The sequence below is a fragment of the Flavobacterium fluviatile genome (genome assembly GCF_010645065.1).
Lineage (GTDB): Bacteria > Bacteroidota > Bacteroidia > Flavobacteriales > Flavobacteriaceae > Flavobacterium > Flavobacterium fluviatile.
The window spans coordinates 128,430-145,741 of the sequence record NZ_JAADZW010000006.1 but is presented as its reverse complement, the minus strand read 5'-3'; the positions used below and the strand labels follow the sequence as shown (position 1 = coordinate 145,741).

The following is a 17,312-nucleotide window of genomic DNA, read 5'->3' as shown; positions in this document are numbered from 1 at the left end:
AGGTGGAGGTGTGACGGCTCCTGCTGTTCCAACAAATAAATATTTGAAATTTAATGTTAGTGGTCCATGTACAGTAAAAGTTTGGGCTAAAACAAGTACGAATGGAGCTGTACGTAATCTTTATGTCACGGATGGTACAACTATTTATGGGGTTGCAACAACAAATTCAGGTAGTAATACTGATAATGCTATCACAACGGCTAATGTAACTGCTGCTGGGACACTTTATATTTATAGTGATGCGGGTCATAACCTTTATAAAATTGAAGTGGATGGAGCTACTGTGACAGCTCCAACACTTGGGGTGAATGATTTCCATGCAAATGCAGTATCAAACATTTATTCAAACGGAAAATTGGTTTTTGTTTCTAATGTAAAATCAGACACACAAGTGGATGTTTACGCTATTAGTGGTGTTTTGGTTAAATCACTTAAAACTTCATCAGATACAAGTTTTGATTTAAATACAGGTTTGTATATCGTAAAATCAAAATCGGCTGAAGGAGAAAAATCAGTAAAAGTATTGGTGAACTAATTTAGTTCTAAAAAATATCAAAAGGGAATATTCAGTTCATGGATATTCCCTTTTTTTATGAAATGAATTTTTAATGTTTATTGAAATGGGACTGTTTTTTATTTTAAATCGTAATTTTAGAAAAAAGTTAAATGGATAGTAATAAAAAAATAAAAGCAGTAGCCTTTGGAGAGATCCTTTGGGATGTTTTTGATAACGAAAAAAGGATTGGAGGAGCGCCATTAAACGTTGCCTTGCGGATGAAAAGCTTAGGCTGTGAAGTTTCCATGATCAGCAGTGTAGGGAAAGATCAGGATGGAAAAGCAATTCTGGATGAAGTAAAAGCTTTAGGGATTAATGCAGATGCAATTTTACAATCAGAAACATATCCAACAGGTTTGGTAAATGTGACATTGGATAAAAACGGCTCAGCAACCTACGATATTCAGTATCCATCTGCCTGGGACAAAATTGAGATTAACGATTTTGCTCGAAAATTGGTAAACAATGCGGATGTTTTAATTTACGGAAGTTTAGCCAGCAGGGATGAAGTATCAGGAAAATCACTGGAATTATTATTGCAAAATGAAGTTTATAAAGTATTTGATGTCAATTTAAGAAAACCGCATTATTCCTATCAAACTATGAAGAAACTGATGTTGTCGGCAAATTTTATAAAATTCAATGATGATGAAATTCTTGAGATCGCCACGGCATTGCAGTCTCCTTTTTCAACCCTTGAAGAAAATATAGATTTTATAGCTTCTAAGACAAATACACCTTCTATATGCGTAACAAAAGGCAAAGACGGAGCTTTATTGTTATGGGAAAGGAAATTGTATAAAAATGCAGGTTATGCTGTTCAGGTAGCGGATACGGTAGGAGCTGGCGATTCGTTTTTGGCCTCATTAATTACCTCTTTGCTTACAGGAAAACAACCTCAACAATCCATTGATTTTGCTTGTGCAGTAGGGGCTTTGGTTGCTGCATCATCTGGTGCAAATCCGGAAATTTCTTTTACAGAAGTCGAAAAAATAATTTCCGGTGAGAATAAATAACTGATATATTTTCGTAAAATCGAATAGTTGGTTTTCTATAAATTCAAATAAAAATTAACTTTTGAAATAAAAAAAATAATTTTACTCCTTAATTAAATTATTAACTTAAAGCTAAAGAATATCATAACAATCAAAAAAATAGCAGAACTGGCCAATGTTTCGCCGGGAACAGTTGACAGGATTATTCACAAGCGGGGACAGGTTTCCCAGGAGAATATAGATAAGGTAAATGCCATAATTAAAGAACATGGATTTAAACGAAATATTTTTGCAAGCAATTTAGCCTCTAATAAGAAATGTAAAATAGCTGTTTTTCTGCCAAAGACCCACAATTTTGAATATTGGGAAAGTCAGCTGAACGGAGTAAATAAGGCAGCCGAAGAGTTTGGGAAATTTGGTGTTGAATTACATTACTTTCTTTATGATTTTGATAGTCTGTCTTTTCAAAAAATGGTTTCAGAGGTGCTTGATTTTGAATGTGACGGATTGCTTTTTTCTCCTATTTTTCATGAGGAATCGCTTTTCTTTTTAGATGAATATAAAAAGAAAAATAAACCGGTAGCTATGATTGACTCAGATATTAAAGACAAAATCGATCATTATTATATTGGTCAGGACGCTTTTAAAAGCGGATATCTGGCTGGACGGCTTATTAGTTTTGCAGTTAAAAATAAGCGAAATGTACTTATAGTTAAGATAGCCAAAGAAATAGATAATACCTCAGTCTATTTACAGCGCATCAAAGGATTTTATACTTTTTTTGAAGAACATCCGGAACTGACTAATTTTAGTTTTTCTGAAATCACGATTAAAAATCCTGATGTGAATCTGCTTAATTTGGAAATGTTTGAAAATATTAACAGTATATTTGTTCCTAACTCCAGGACCTATGTTGTAGCTCAATTTTTAGAGAAGCAAAACATTAAAGGAATAAGAATAATTGGTTACGACCTCTTAAAAGAAAATATAGCATACTTAAATTCAGGTATAATTGATTTCTTAATTAATCAAAAACCGGAAGAACAGGGATATTTAGGAGTAAATTACCTTTATAAAAAAATTATTCTACAGGAAAATTTAGATGGCTCACATTTTATACCACTCGATATAATTGTAAAAGAAAATTATATGTGAGTCTTCACAAATGAAATTTATCATTTCATTTTTCCCGCTTTGCATTTTATTATTATTTGTCTGAAGCAGCAATGTTATTTCTCCTGTTCCAAATTATCAGCAGCAGAAATCTGATCTAATATATTGGTCTGGTTTGGCGAAATGTAGTTTTTTATTTCGCTTGGAGTTTCTTTCCTGAAAAGAATATCAAGGGCATTGTATAGTTTTAATAAAACATCCCTGTCTTCTTTTGCAATTTCTAAAGCTGTATTAAAATTAAAAACATAATTATTCGAATTGCGTACTTCTACTTTTATCGTTTTCGATGTGATTTTAAATTTGACTATGTCCATGTTTTGTAATTCATTTAATGAGAAGTACAAAGTTATTGTATTATAATTAATTCTATAAAGAGATAACTGAAATTTAGAATAAGTATTCTTTCTTATTTTATAAAATGTAATACTAATATTTTGTGTTTTGTTTTGGATCTGTTTGGATGTAATGTTTCTGATAATTCATGGTATTTTACTAATAAGAATTGATGCAAAACATAGAAGTTATTTGTAAAGTCAAAGCCATAGGTTCATTTTGAATCGTCTGAACAGTTCAATTAAAAAAGGGCTGTTTGATTTTATACAGCCCTTTTTCTATTAAATAACTAATTCAAAAATTTAAATAAAAATTAGTCTATTCCTCCTCCCAGAGCTTTGTACAATAGCACCTGGGATTCTGCATTTTTTAATTGAATGTCAACAAAGTCCAGTTCGGCCTGTAGTTTGTTTTTTTGCGCATTAATAATTTCCAGATAATTAGCATGACCGTTCAGGTATAAATTATTTGAAACATCAACGGCAATTTCCAGATGCTCAATTTCTTTTGATTTGTATTTTAAGACATCCACAAAAGATTCTGTTCTGTGTAGTAAAGCACTCAGTTCATTATAAGCAGTTGTTATCGTATTTTGATATTGAAGCAATGAAATCTGTTGTTTTGTATTGGATACAAAAAAATCCTGTTTAATCTGCCCTTTGTTGAAAACCGGGGCCGTTAAGCCGCCCAATAACTGCCAGGCAAACGATCCTTTATCAAAGAAAGTAGAGAACGAAAAGGAGTTAAATCCAACATAACCTCCTAAATTTAAAGTCGGGAAAAAGGCAGCACGTGCTGCTTTTGCATCGGCATTTGAAGCACGCAGCTCATGATACGCTTCAGCGACATCAGGCCTTTTATGAATGATTGAATCTACGCTTATTTTTTGATTTAAAACCGCCAGATGTCCCGATAAAAAATCAGTGCTTCTCTCGATTTTGCCGCCATATTCTCCTAAAATATTTAATAAGGCTTTCTCGGTTTGATCAATACTTAGATTGAGTTGTTCGGCTTCAGCCAAAATATTATTATTCTGCGCATTAAACTGTTGAACGGCTAATTCAGTTGCTTTTCCCACAGAGCGCTGAGCTGATACAATATCAAGCGCTTTTTGCTGTGTTTTCAGGTTTCTGTCATAAATCAAAGCCTGTTTGTCTAAAGCAATCAGTTTATAATACAAATCAGCAACATCACTTAATAGTCTGGTTTGCAGTAAGCGCATTCCCTGTTGCGAAGAAAAAAAGCGTTCCCGCGCTGCTTTTTTACGATTGCTGAGTTTTCCCCAAATATCAGCTTCCCACGAAACTCTGCCGCCTAAAAACAGGTTCGGGGTTACACTTTCGTTAATTCTTTGTTTTTCGTTGATATTTTGAGAAAAATTAGTATCAAAATTCCCCACGCCATCCATTGTATATTTTCCATAATGGGTTCCGGAACCTTCTGCGACAAAATCTAAAGAGGGGAGAAGTCCCAGTTTAGCTACTTTTAGATTCGAATTGGCAATCAAAATTCTTTCCTGCATAATTAAATAATTAGGATTTTGATCCATGGCTTTCTGTAAAAGTTTTTCTAATTTCTCATCTTTAAAATAGGTATCTGTTTGCAACGGAATAAAATCCTGCAGACTGTCTGACGCTTTTTTTCGTTTAAGGTCAAAGTTTTCGGGCAGTTTTTTAGCCGTTAAATTATCATTGATTTTAGGAGCAGAGCAAGCTGTAAGAAGCATCACTACTCCCCAAATTATATATCTGTTTATTTGAAGTTTCATTTTTTAATTTTTATTCATTGCTTTTTCTAATTTGGCAAACATGATGTAAAGCCCAGGAATAATTACAAGCCCAAATACTGTTCCTATAAGCATTCCTCCTGCGGCTGCCGTACCAATTGAACGGTTACCCACAGCTCCTGCTCCGGTTGCAATACACAGTGGAATCAACCCTGAAATAAAAGCAAACGATGTCATAAGAATTGGCCTGAAACGAAGTCTTGCCCCTTCAATCGCTGCTTCGGCAATGTCTCGTCCTAATTTATTTTGTGCCATTGCAAACTCTACAATCAAAATGGCATTCTTGGCGAGAAGACCAATCAGCATCACGAGCGCTACCTGAGCATAAATGTTATTATCTAAACCAACCATTAAAAGGGCAAGATAAGAACCAAAAACACCCACGGGCAGACTCAAAAGCACCGGAAACGGAAGCAGTAAACTCTCATATTGCGCGGCAAGGAGTAAGTAAACAAACAGAATACATAAAGCAAAAATGTAAATCGTTTGGTTTCCGGAAAGGATTTCTTCACGCGTCATCCCGGACCATTCCAGTTCAAACCGGCCCGGAAGTTTTTCAGCAGCTATTTTCTCTACCGCTGCAATAGCATCTCCTGAACTGTAACCTTCAGCCGGATCTCCGTTAATCATAGCAGACATGTACATGTTATATCGCGTTAAAACCTCTGGTCCATAAACTCGTTCCAGTTTGATAAAAGTTGAAAACGGAACCATTTCACCTGCATCATTTTTCAGATACATATCCAGAATGCTTTCCGGATTTCTTCTAAATTGCGGACTTGCCTGAACCATTACTTTATACATTTGAGAAAAACGAATAAAATTTGTTGCATAAAATGAACCTAGCATCGTCTGCAGTGTCGCCATGGCATTTTCTGTAGAAATTCCCTTTTTGGCTGCAAGGTCATAATCTATATGGACTAAATACTGAGGGAAAGTAGCATCAAAACTGGTAAAGGAATTTTGTATTTCCGGCGATGCGTTTAGCTCTTTGATAAAGTTTCTTGTTACTTCATCTGTATTATTAATCGTTCCGCCAGATTTGTCCAGCAGGCGAAGCTCAAAACCGCTGGTATTACCAAATCCGGGAACAGTTGGAGGAGCGAAAATTTCGATTTGAGCATCTGTAATGCCTTTAGTTTTCTCGGTAAGTTTGGCGATAAAATCATTAACAGAAATATCACGTTCTTTCCAGTCTTTCAAATTAATCATTCCCATTCCGTAAGAAGCTCCTGCGATTTCGGTTACAATGCTGTATCCCGCAAGTGTAGTAACGTTGTCAACTCCGTTTATCTCTTTGGCAAGACGCGTTACCTCATCTAATGCTTTTTCAGTGCGCTCTACTGTTGCTCCCTGCGGTGTGGTCACATTTACATATACCATTCCCTGATCTTCTGACGGAATAAATCCTGATGGAAGAAACTTGCTCGTTCCCCAGGTACACAAACAGAATAGTAACAGCAGTCCAGCTGTAACGGAAGTACGGTCAGCAAATTTTATTAATACTTTAATGTATTTAGATGTAATACTATCAAACCATTTGTTGAACCGGTCGAAAAACTTATCCAGTAAAGAGGTTTTTGTCTTATTTGGATCATGCGCTTTAAGTATTATGGCGCATAAGGCGGGAGTAAGTGTAAGAGCGTTGATTCCTGAAATGACAATGCTAATGGCCATGGTTAGCGAGAACTGCCTGTAGAAAACGCCTACAGGGCCGCTAAGGAAAGCTACAGGAATAAAAACTGCGGACATCACAATAGTAATGGCAATAACGGCTCCTGTAATTTCTTTCATGGCACTAATAGTTGCCGGCAAAGGTGCCATGTGTTCCTCGGAAATTTTAACATGAACCGCTTCGACGACGACAATAGCGTTATCGACCACAATACCGATGGAGAGAACCAAAGCAAAAAGTGTCAACAGGTTGATAGAGAATCCCATCATCGACATAAAAGTAAACGAACCAATTAAGGCAACAGGTACTGCTAAAACAGGAATTAGAGTCGAACGCCAGTCCTGGAGGAATATGAAAACCACGAAAGCAACCAGAATAAAAGCTTCTATGAGTGTTTTTAAGACTTCGTCGATAGAGGCGTCAAGGAAACGCGAAACGTCATACGCAATGTTGTAAGCCATTCCGGGGGGGAAAGAAGTCCCTTTTAATTCTGCCATTTTTTCTTTGACACTGGCAATAACTTCAGATGCATTTGAACCCGGGCGTTGTTTTAACATAATAGAGGCAGAAGGTTTTCCGTCTGTTTTAGAGACCATTCCGTAACTCATCGAACCAAATTCAATGTTTGCAATGTCTTTTAATCGTAAGATTGTTCCGTCTGAATTCGCCCTAAGCGGAATTTCTTCGTATTGTTCAGGTTCAAAGAATTTTCCACCGTACTTGATTACATATTGCAGTTGATTGTCAAGCTGTCCGGAACCTTCGCCCACTTTACCCGGAGCGGCGGAAATATTTTGTTTTTGAAGGGAATTGATAACTTCATTTGCTGAAATATTATACGAAAGCATCTTTTGCGGATCCAGCCAGACACGCATCGAATATTCTTTCTGTCCCATAATTTCGGCACGGCCTACACCATCAATACGTTTTAATTCCTGAAGAATATTAATATCCGTAAAATTGAATATAAACTGTTCATCCTGAGTTTTATCGGTACTGGTAATATTCAGGTACATCAGCATACTGTTTACTTCTTTTTCTGTAGTTACTCCGGCACGAATTACTTCTTCGGGAAGTTCATCCAGTATTGTAGTTACTCGGTTCTGCACGTTTACGGCAGCCAAATCGGGGTCAGTACCTACTTCAAAGAAAACCTGGATAAGCGTTAAGCCATCATTTGAAGTTACCGTTGACATATAAGTCATTCCGGGTACGCCGTTTATGGCGCGTTCTAAGGGTAGCGCTACAGCATTGGCAGAAACCTCCGCATTTGCTCCCGTATATTTTGCAGTAACCGTTACAGAAGGCGGTACAATATCCGGAAACTGTGTGATAGGAAGCTGGAACAATGCCAGTATTCCTAAAAGTACTATCATAACCGAGATGATTAATGATAATATTTTTCTTTTGATAAACATTTCTATCATTGTAAAATCTTTTATATATGCTAATTACAGGGTTGCTTTTTGTTTTTCTTTAATCGTTATTTTATCGCCGTCGCGTAAAGACTGAATGCCTTCCTGCACAATTAAATCATTGTTTTTTAAACCCTTGTTTAGAATGTATACATCATCCAGAGTGCTTCCAATGATAACGTTGGTCATTTTTACAATGCCTTGTTTGTTCACCAGAAATACGAATTGTTTGTCCTGAATAGAAAAAACGGCCTTTTGCGGAATTATAATAGCATCGGTTTTTGCCTCTGAGATAATCAGTTTTCCGGAAGTTCCGTGTTTGATAAATCCCTGGGGATTACGAAATTTTGCTTTGTACTGAATAGATCCAGTCTGTCTGTCGATTTCTCCATCTGCAGTTTTAAGTTCGCCCTTTTGTCCATAAACCATTCCGTTTGGTAATACGAGTGTTATGTCTCCTTGTGTATTAAGGGTTTTTTCTTCCATCATCTGAAAATAAGTATTCTCAGGAATGGAGAAATAAGCATAAACATCATCCAGTTGTGAAACGGTGGTAAGGAGTGAGCCGTTTTCAACCAGACTTCCTTCCTTAAACGGAATCCGGTCGATTGTACCATCAAATGGTGCTCTTATTGTGGTAAAACTGATCTGCTGGTTTATGGCTTTTTTTTCTGCAGAAGCGTGTGCAACTTTGGCAGAAGCTGCCTCATGCTTTGCTTTTGATAATTCGAGTTCTTTGTCGGCAATTACTTTTTTATTGAATAGGGCTTGCGCTTGTTCAAGTTCTACTGCTGCTATTCTCAAATCGGCCCTGCTGCTTTTGAAAATGGCTTCTGCTTTTAAGAGTTGTATTTGAAGTTCTGCATCACTTATTTTAAATAAAAGCTGGCCTTTTTTTACTTTTTGGCCTTCGCTTACATACACTTTATCAAGTATTCCGGGAATGCGGGCATGAATTTCGACATTGTTTTTGGCGTGCACATCGGCAACAAAGCGGCTCGATACAATTGTGTCTTTTAAAGTTACTTTATAGACAGGAAGAGATTTTATTTTAACTGAATTTTTTTTGGCTTTATCACCGCACGAGACTAAAACAAATAGTGATAAAACAGAGATGAAAAATGAATTGTTTTTAATATTCATGATGAATTTTGGTATTATTGTAAATAAATAGATTCTCTCCCTTATAGAAGCTACAGGGAGTTGTAAAGTTGTAATTGGATTTAAAAAGATGGGAGGCTTCGAAATATTTTCAGAAAATTTCGGGCTGATCAAAGTATTTTTATAAGCACAGACCGCTCTTTACGCAAGGTGAAACGCAAAAAGTTTTGTGCAGCCTGAAAAAAACTGCATTCTGTAAAAATACAAACGTTATTCTAAACTAGAATAATTGATATAAATGAAGATAAGTATGACGCTGGATCTGGTATATAGAAGCTATACCGTAAATTAATCTGCTTTTGCAGAGTTTAAACTTAACAAAATTACTGTAATAAGGAGATTTTAAAGTGTTGTTGTCTAAAGTTGTTGCCCTGTACTTGATTTTCTTTTTCGCGGTATAATGAAATTGCAGTTCATTAGCAGCCAGATCTGAAGAGGCAAATTGAGAAATCTCTTCGGGAGTATAAGTACATTGATTTTCAGGAGACGTAGTTTGGTAGTGGTATTTATGAGACTCCGTACTTCTTATAAAGAGAAGCAGGAATATTATAATTATATAACTGAACCTGGTACTTTTCATCGATGTATTCGAGGCTTATAATTTGTTATCTGTTAAAACAGTCTTACATTAGAGAGTGTGCCAAATATACTAATTTGAAAAGTAACCAATCTTAATTTTTTCTAAAAAGAACACATTTTGGGATAGTTCCGTTTTATGCTGTTTTTGGGTTTTTCTCACTGAAGTTCCTCACTTGAGAGCTTAAAGATTTCTAATTATTTTGGAGATTAGTGTATGATTGAAATGAATTTATTTTCAAAAATTTTCTATAAGTATTCATTTTTTCCTTTTTTCTTTAATGTGTTCACGCCAACATTATAAGCATATAGGGCTGATGGAACAAAAGTAAATTCAATATTTTGAAAAGTTTTATTTCCTTCTTGATTAATTGTGGTTACTAAAGCACAGGATAATTTATTTTTTTCACAGAATTGCATTATGCTATTTAATTCATTTGTTTTTTCAACATAGCGGTTGCTCCATTTTATTTCGATACCCCAAACAGGTTTGAAATTTTTGTCATCTAGTAAAACCAAATCAACTTCACCATTTTTCCTGTCCTTCCATCTTGCGTAATTCAGATTCAGGTTTTCCCTGTGCATCCATTGTGAAAGTATAGCTGTTTCTACCATATTCCCCATTTCTTGATCACTTTCTGAAATAGGAGAAAATAAGGCTGTACGCAAAGATGGATTTGTTAGATAAACTTTAAAACTGGTCACTCTTTTTAATCTTTTAGCATTTATATCCAACTTGTTCAGTACTTTAATTAAAAAAGCTGCTTCCAAATACTCTAAATATTTTTTCAACGTGTCTTTTTGAATTCCACTATCTTTTGACATACTTTCATAAGAAAACTCGTTGCCCGTGTTATAAGCAATATAAGTGAAAAAACGGTTGAGTTCTTGAACATCTTTAATACCATATAAACTTGGTAAATCTCGAAGCAATACTTTATCAACTATGTCATTTTTTATATATCTTCCCATATCTCCTTGTATTCTTTCAGATAATACAACTTCTGGGTAACCTCCAAAATTTAGATAATTTACAAATTCTTTATTAAGTTCGTCTATATTATTAGTTAGCTGGTACGATATATCTTTTTCATTGTATTTAATGGTGACTTCTACCATTAAATGCGAACGGTTTTTTAGATGTATAAATTCCTGAAAAGTTAATGGAGGCAGCATGAAATCTGTAAATCTGCCTGCACCACTTTCAGTACTATGCCAACGCAAGGCAGCTGCAGCTGAACCCGATACAATAAATTTTGTTTTAGGGTAAGTATCTACCAAGACTTTTAGATGGCGTTCCCAATCTTTAAGATATTGAATTTCATCAAAAAAAATGTAGCAATCTTCGAGATTCGCAATTTTTAATGCTTCTGTACATAAATCTAATATATCTTGTAAACTTAAATTAATGTAAATGGGGTTATCGATACCAATAAAAAATATCTTTTGCGGATTAACTTTTTCTTGAATTAATTGATCGATAGTGTGAAACATCATCACAGTTTTGCCCACACGCCTTGGTCCCATTAATACCACTGCTCTTTTTATGTCTTTCTCTAGAACAAATGGATAAAAAAGATTAAAATATAAACGTTTTGACATAGAACGATATACTTCTGGAATTTCTTGGACTACCCACCAAGGGTTCTCGTAACGTAAACGTTCAATAATTTTATTTTGAGGGATAAGGGCTGAAATTTTCATAAAAGCTGTTATTTGTGCAAATGTACTTAAATAAGCAGAATTAAAACTATCTATTTGTGTATTTTTGTGTAAAATAAGGCGTTTTAGTGACTCATAACCTCTTATTGTAGTAAAAAAGTTTTTCCGTAAAGACTATAAAATTTCTTTTATATCCATACATTTCTCATTTCAGGATAGCAAATTTCGCTAATTTTTAGTATGGAATTTCAAGTAGAACTATGCGATTTGAAGTGATTAAATGAAAGTTGTTTTGAATGATCTTGTAAGTTCGGAATTTTGTCTGACTAAATGTTTAGATTCAAATATTGTATCTGTAAATGATTAATGTCCTCACTTGAGCTCCTCACTCGAGCAACTTAGAGTTTGTACTTTTGAAATGAAAAGTAAATAAAAAACCCTTAAACATTTCTGTTTAAGGGCCTTGCCTTTTGTAGCGAGGACGGGAGTTGAACCCGTGACCTCAGGGTTATGAATCCTGCGCTCTAACCAACTGAGCTACCTCGCCTGGACTGCAATCAGAATCAGTTTGTGATTGCGGGTGCAAAGATAGAAATAATATTAAAGCAGACAAGCATAAAACAAAGAAAAAAAAATATTTTTAAAAATGCATTTTTTTTGGACAGATATTCTTATATTTCCAAAAAATTAAATGCATCACATGGATTCAAAAATACGTTACGAAATAGAGTTTCCAATCAATTCGTCGCCACAGTTATTATACCAATATATTTCAACACCCTCAGGTTTGTCAGAATGGTTTGCAGATAATGTAAACTCAAGAGGGGAGTTTTTTACTTTTATCTGGAATGATTCGCAGGAAAAAGCACGTCTGGCTTCTAAAAAAACCGGCGAAAAAGTTAAATTCAAATGGGTCGATGAGGCCAGTAAGGATACAGAATATTTCTTTGAATTGCATATCCTCGTAGATGAATTAACCAAAGATGTGTCATTGATGGTGATCGATTTTGCTGAAAAAGAAGAAATAGGTGAAGCTAAACAATTGTGGGAGAATCAGATTTCAGACCTGAAACATCTTATAGGTTCTGTTTAGTAAAAATCTATTTTATGCCTTATATTTGCCCTGAACAAAAATTCAGGGTTTTTTTATGATCAATTTTAACGGAAACATCGCAAACGAAGAAAATATACTAACTCAAAATCGTGCATTTCTGTATGGCGATGGTGTTTTTGAAACACTAAAAATAGTAAACAATAAGATTTTGTTTCTCGAAGACCATTATTTCAGGTTAATGGCTTCTATGCGTGTGGTGAGAATGGAGATCCCAATGAATTTTACGATGGAATATTTTGAAGAGCAGGTTTTAAATCTCGTTAATCAAAAAGGTATTGCCGCATCGGCAAGAGCTAGAATAACATTTTTTAGAAATGATGGCGGACTGTATTTGCCAGAAACAAATATTGTGTCCTATCTGATTCACGCAACCCCACTTGAAAGCACTTTTTATACATTAAATTTGGCTCCGTATGAAGTTGATTTGTATAAAGACTTCTATGTGGCCAGACAATTATTATCATCGATTAAAACAACTAATAAATTGATAAATGTGACCGGAAGTATTTTTGCAAACGAAAATGCTTTAGATAATTGTATCTTGCTTAATGAAGTAAAGAATGTTGTCGAGGTGTTACAGGGGAATTTATTTATGGTTACAGGCAAAAAACTAATCACTCCACCTGTTTCTGAGGGCTGTTTAAATGGGATTATGCGTAAGCAGATTTTAGCCTTAGCTAAGAAAATAGAAGGCATAGAAGTATTAGAAGAAATAATTTCACCATTTGATCTTCAAAAAGCGGATGAATTATTTCTGACAAATGTAATCACTGGGATACAATCGATAACAAAATACCGAAAAAAAGAGTTTGCAGGTGATTTTGCTCATATATTAGTGCAAAAGCTTAATGAATCCATTTCTGAAAATTAATTCAGATATGGATTCTCAGGCGCATTTGACCAAATAAGATAATCACCTCCAAGTTCAATGATCTGCTCTTTCCAAAAATGAGTAGTAGATTTTCCGATAATTTTGTTTTTATAACTGTTATCGGTTATAATCCATGAATTACCCTGCATTTCATTCTCAAGCTGATTTTCGTCCCAACCCGTGTAACCTAAGAAAAAACGAATATTATTTTTGTGAATAGATCCTTCGTTTATTAAGTCCTTGGTCGATTCAAAATCTCCTCCCCAATATATCCCATTAGAGATTTCAACGCTGTTAGGAATTAAGTCAGGAATGTTGTGAATGAAATAAAGATTATCCTGTTCTACAGGACCTCCGTTGTATATTTTGAAATTCGCTTCAATATCAGGTATTAAGTCATTAATAGTGTATTTTAACGGCTTATTAATGATAAAACCTATTGATCCTTCTTTGTTATGGTCTGCTAATAAAATTACCGATCTGTTGAATGATAAATCTCCAATTATTGAAGGCTCGGCAATAAGCAGGTGTCCTTTTTTTAATTTTTCTGAAATCATACGGCTACAATTTTTATTAAATTTAATCATAAAATATTAAAAAACCCAATAAAATCGTTAAATCGTAAAAAAAAACCCTCAAAAAAGAGGGCTTCAGTTATATTATAAGTCTAGGGAACTTTCTTCTTTTAGTTTACTGCTCCTTCTAATTCAGCTCCAGCTTTGAACTTTACAACATTCTTGGCAGCAATTTTGATCGTTTTTCCAGTTTGTGGGTTTCTACCGTCTCTGGCAGCTCTTGCAGATACTGACCACGATCCAAATCCTACTAATGAAATTCTTCCACCTTTTTTTAAAGTAGTACCTACATTACCTAAAAAAGATTCTAAAGCTAATTTTGCCGCAGCTTTTGTAATTCCTGCATCAGCAGCGATAGCATCGATTAATTCTGATTTGTTCATAATAATTAGTTATTAATTGTTGGTTAAAAAAAATTGTTAATACACAAATTTAGTAGGAAATCCGTTCCTTGCAAGTGTTTTCTTTAAATTTAGCAAAAAATGTTAATAACTTGTTTTTTTTGTTCATAAAACAAATCCTTTCACCACTAAAAAGTCCTATAAACCTCTGTTTTATTGGCTTTAATAAACTTTAGCATCATCAGAAAAAGTTATCCCGTTTAATAATTCTGCTGCCTGCATTCTCTTTTTTCCCGGTAATTGTAAACTCAATAATAATATAAATCCATTTTCGACGGCAACTTTAAGCTCTTTTTTATTCGAAATCAATTTTCCGGTTTGGTGTGAATGTGCTTCTAAAATTAATTTCGCTTCGTATATCTTGATGCTTAATTCTTCGTTTTTGTCTTTTAAGAAACACCAGGAAGCAGGATACGGACTTAATCCACGGATCAGATTATTTATTTCGATTCCGGATTTTGACCAGTCTATTTTACAGTTTTCTTTGTTTAATTTGTATGCTGTTTTTATATTGTCATTGTCTTCCTGAATTGTAGTGTTTACATTTCCGTCTTCAATCACTTTTAAGGTGTCAATGACAGTTGCGCTCCCTAACAGCATTAAACGATCATGTAGCTGACCTGCACTTTCTTCCGGTTGGATGGCAATTTCCGAATTTAAGATCATTGCTCCGGTATCGATTTTATCATCAATGAAAAATGTTGTAACGCCAGTCTTGGTTTCTCCATTAATGATTGCCCAGTTTATTGGTGCAGCACCTCGATAATTGGGTAATAATGATGCATGAAGGTTAAAAGTTCCTAAAGCAGGCATTTCCCAGACTACCTTAGGGAGCATTCTGAAAGCAACTACTATTTGTAAATTGGCGTTTAAAGCTTTTAACTCTGCTAAAAAACCTTCGTCTTTTAAATTAGCTGGCTGCAATAAAGTCAGGTTGTTTGCCAGTGCATACTCTTTTACTGCTGAATATTTTATTTTTTGTCCGCGTCCCGCCGGTTTGTCTGCTGCTGTAATAACACCGACAACTTCATAATTGTTTTTAAGAATGGTGTCCAGAATGCCAACTGCAAACTCCGGAGTTCCCATAAATATAATTCGTAGTTTTTCCATTAGGTTTTTAAAGTGTATTTATTGTTCGCTAAAATTACGATATGATTGTTTTCTAATAATTCCTGAATTGCGGCTAAAACATCTTTTGTGTCCAGTTTAATCTGATTCTGAATTTCGCGCGAAGTTAATGCAGTTGTTTTCAATAAGTGCAGGATTTTATCAGCAATCGAATCGGCTTCGGTGATTTTTCCTTTTTTGGTAATGCAATAGGAGCATATGCCACAGTTTTCGTTAGTTTCTTCTCCAAAATAATCTAAAACCAACCTGTTTTTGCAGGTTTTGTTTTCCTTTATATAATGTAAAACAGACAGCAACTGGTCTTTTTTTAGCTGATTCTGTTTTTCAAGATATTTTGAAACTCTGTTTATTGTAAGCTCATCTTCCCGGATTTCATTAAACAATATGGTCGCATCATTATTTTTTGATTTGTATTCAATGATTTCTTTTTCTCTTAGCTTTTCCAGGACTGCAGTAACCTCTTTTTCGGTATGATTTGATTTTTTGGCAATCAACGAAAGGTTAAAAGGTGTTTTCATTTCGTAAATTCCCGGATAGGTCCTTAAAATCGCCAAAATGATTTCTTCATCATTTGGATTGAGGCTCATGTATCTTATTACTTCTTTCGATTCGATTAAAAACTGCAATGTAATCTTCTCCGAAAACTCCTGAGAAAGGGTAATGATTCCCTGTTGGTTTAAAAACTGTAAAGAATTATAGGTCTTTAAAGTAGGAAAGTCGTATTTATTACAAAAATGATTCAGTTTAAAAGAAAAAGAATCATCTAATCCTTCACCATAAGCAATCTGAAAATAATTGCACAATTTAACATACATGGTTTTAAGAAACTTTTTGTCCGGCAAAACACTTAAAAACTGCTGTTCTGTCTGATTTGCATCTGAATTATTATATAGCAAAATCGAAAAAGCTTTTTCTCCATTGCGTCCGGCTCTTCCGGATTCCTGGTAATAATTTTCTAAGTTTTCAGGCAATTGTGTATGGATGACCGTTTTTACATTGTCTTTGTCAATTCCCATTCCAAATGCATTCGTGGCAACAATAACCTGCGCCTGTTCAGACATCCACAGCTGCATATTTTTGTCTTTTTCTTTTGCTGAAAGTCCGCCGTGATAATAAGTTGCCCGAAATCCTAATGATTGTAACTGTGTTGAAATATTGAGGCAGGATTTTCTGTTTCGGACATATATAATGGAAGGCTGTGGATTTTTCTTTAAAATTTGCTCAACCCGGTACAATTTGTCTTCTATTTCAAAAACCATGTACGCGATATTTTTTCTTTCGAAAGACTGTTGGAAAAAATTTGGCTCTTTTAAACCCAGTTCGGTTTTAATATCTTCAACTACTCTTGGAGTTGCAGTTGCTGTCAAAGCCAAAAACGGAATTTTTGAAAAATATTTTTTAAGTTCTGAAATCTTCAGGTAAGCAGGGCGAAAATCGTGTCCCCATTGCGAGACACAATGGGCTTCGTCAATAGCAATCAGATTTATGGGAAGATTTTTAATTCGTTCCAAAATCCAGTCAGATTGTAAACGTTCAGGAGATAGATATAAAAACTTGTAGTTTCCGTGTTGGCAGTTGTCAAGAAGATCGATGATTTCTTCGGTATGAATTCCGCCTGTAAGTGCAATGGCTTTAATGTCTCGTTTTTGAAGATTCGCAACCTGATCTTTCATCAAGGCAATCAAAGGCGAAACTACAAGACAAATTCCTGCCTGCATCATTGCGGGAACCTGAAAACAAATCGATTTTCCGCCTCCGGTTGGCAGCAGTGCAAAAGTATCCTGACCTTCTAAAACCGAATCAATAATCTCTTTTTGGAGCGGCCGGAAACGGGTATGTTTCCAGTATTTTAAAAGAATATCCTGTGCTTCCTGCATGGCAAAAGTATTAA

The 17,312-nt window shown here is 34.9% G+C and carries 15 protein-coding genes and 1 tRNA gene; 5 read left to right on the top strand and 11 right to left on the bottom strand.

Going from position 1 to position 17,312, the window contains the following annotated elements; translation table 11 throughout:
* Positions 1 to 43: 43 nt before the first annotated feature.
* From GXM17_RS09055 to GXM17_RS09045, 3 genes are all read left to right on the top strand, one after another.
* Positions 44 to 535 carry a T9SS type A sorting domain-containing protein gene (locus GXM17_RS09055; protein WP_163399006.1) on the top strand — a complete coding sequence of 164 codons (492 nt, stop codon included), beginning with the start codon at positions 44 to 46 and terminating at the stop codon, positions 533 to 535.
* Positions 536 to 666: 131 nt separating this feature from the next.
* Positions 667 to 1,572 (top strand): carbohydrate kinase family protein, encoded by a 906-nt coding sequence (locus GXM17_RS09050; protein ID WP_163399005.1) that lies wholly within the window; start codon positions 667 to 669, stop codon positions 1,570 to 1,572.
* Positions 1,573 to 1,668: 96 nt separating this feature from the next.
* Positions 1,669 to 2,706 (top strand): substrate-binding domain-containing protein, encoded by a 1,038-nt coding sequence (locus GXM17_RS09045; protein WP_341872902.1) that lies wholly within the window; start codon positions 1,669 to 1,671, stop codon positions 2,704 to 2,706.
* Positions 2,707 to 2,780: 74 nt separating this feature from the next.
* On the opposite strand, the gene GXM17_RS09040 is transcribed toward GXM17_RS09045, so the two are convergent.
* The 7 genes from GXM17_RS09040 to GXM17_RS09010 form a co-directional block, all read right to left on the bottom strand.
* On the bottom strand, positions 2,781 to 3,038 hold the full coding sequence (locus tag GXM17_RS09040) for a hypothetical protein (RefSeq protein ID WP_163399004.1): 258 nt from the start codon (positions 3,036 to 3,038) through the stop codon (positions 2,781 to 2,783).
* 332 nt (positions 3,039 to 3,370) lie between these two features.
* Positions 3,371 to 4,825 (bottom strand): TolC family protein, encoded by a 1,455-nt coding sequence (locus tag GXM17_RS09035; RefSeq protein WP_163399003.1) that lies wholly within the window; start codon positions 4,823 to 4,825, stop codon positions 3,371 to 3,373.
* Positions 4,826 to 4,828: 3 nt separating this feature from the next.
* Positions 4,829 to 7,945, bottom strand: a complete 3,117-nt coding sequence (locus tag GXM17_RS09030; RefSeq protein WP_163399002.1) for an efflux RND transporter permease subunit — start codon at positions 7,943 to 7,945, stop codon at positions 4,829 to 4,831.
* 24 nt (positions 7,946 to 7,969) lie between these two features.
* Positions 7,970 to 9,076: an efflux RND transporter periplasmic adaptor subunit gene (locus tag GXM17_RS09025; protein ID WP_163399001.1), complete on the bottom strand. Its 1,107-nt coding sequence runs from the start codon at positions 9,074 to 9,076 to the stop codon at positions 7,970 to 7,972.
* A gap of 238 nt (positions 9,077 to 9,314) precedes the next feature.
* Positions 9,315 to 9,674, bottom strand: coding sequence for a hypothetical protein (locus tag GXM17_RS09020; RefSeq protein ID WP_163399000.1), 360 nt, complete (start codon positions 9,672 to 9,674; stop codon positions 9,315 to 9,317).
* A 245-nt stretch (positions 9,675 to 9,919) separates the two neighbouring features.
* A complete protein-coding gene (locus GXM17_RS09015; RefSeq protein WP_163398999.1) occupies positions 9,920 to 11,374 on the bottom strand; it encodes an ATP-binding protein in 1,455 nt (484 codons plus the stop codon).
* A gap of 431 nt (positions 11,375 to 11,805) precedes the next feature.
* Positions 11,806 to 11,879 (bottom strand) — tRNA-Met (locus GXM17_RS09010).
* 153 nt (positions 11,880 to 12,032) lie between these two features.
* Between GXM17_RS09010 and GXM17_RS09005 the strand changes: the two genes are divergently transcribed.
* Together GXM17_RS09005 and GXM17_RS09000 are read left to right on the top strand one after the other, a co-directional pair.
* A complete protein-coding gene (locus GXM17_RS09005; protein ID WP_163398998.1) occupies positions 12,033 to 12,425 on the top strand; it encodes an START-like domain-containing protein in 393 nt (130 codons plus the stop codon).
* 55 nt (positions 12,426 to 12,480) lie between these two features.
* Entirely contained in the window at positions 12,481 to 13,317 is an 837-nt protein-coding gene (locus GXM17_RS09000) for an aminotransferase class IV (protein ID WP_163398997.1), read from the top strand.
* Here GXM17_RS09000 and GXM17_RS08995 read toward each other — a convergent pair.
* The 4 genes from GXM17_RS08995 to GXM17_RS08980 form a co-directional block, all read right to left on the bottom strand.
* Entirely contained in the window at positions 13,314 to 13,874 is a 561-nt protein-coding gene (locus GXM17_RS08995; protein WP_163398996.1) for a YqgE/AlgH family protein, read from the bottom strand. The two genes, GXM17_RS09000 and GXM17_RS08995, sit on opposite strands and share 4 nt — an antisense overlap.
* 128 nt (positions 13,875 to 14,002) lie before the next feature.
* A complete protein-coding gene (locus tag GXM17_RS08990) occupies positions 14,003 to 14,275 on the bottom strand; it encodes an HU family DNA-binding protein (RefSeq protein WP_012022249.1) in 273 nt (90 codons plus the stop codon).
* Positions 14,276 to 14,455: 180 nt separating this feature from the next.
* A complete protein-coding gene (gene fmt, locus GXM17_RS08985) occupies positions 14,456 to 15,403 on the bottom strand; it encodes a methionyl-tRNA formyltransferase (RefSeq protein ID WP_163398995.1) in 948 nt (315 codons plus the stop codon).
* Positions 15,403 to 17,298, bottom strand: a complete 1,896-nt coding sequence (locus GXM17_RS08980; protein ID WP_163398994.1) for a RecQ family ATP-dependent DNA helicase — start codon at positions 17,296 to 17,298, stop codon at positions 15,403 to 15,405. Before GXM17_RS08980 ends, fmt begins: the two co-directional genes overlap by 1 nt.
* Positions 17,299 to 17,312 lie beyond the last annotated feature (14 nt).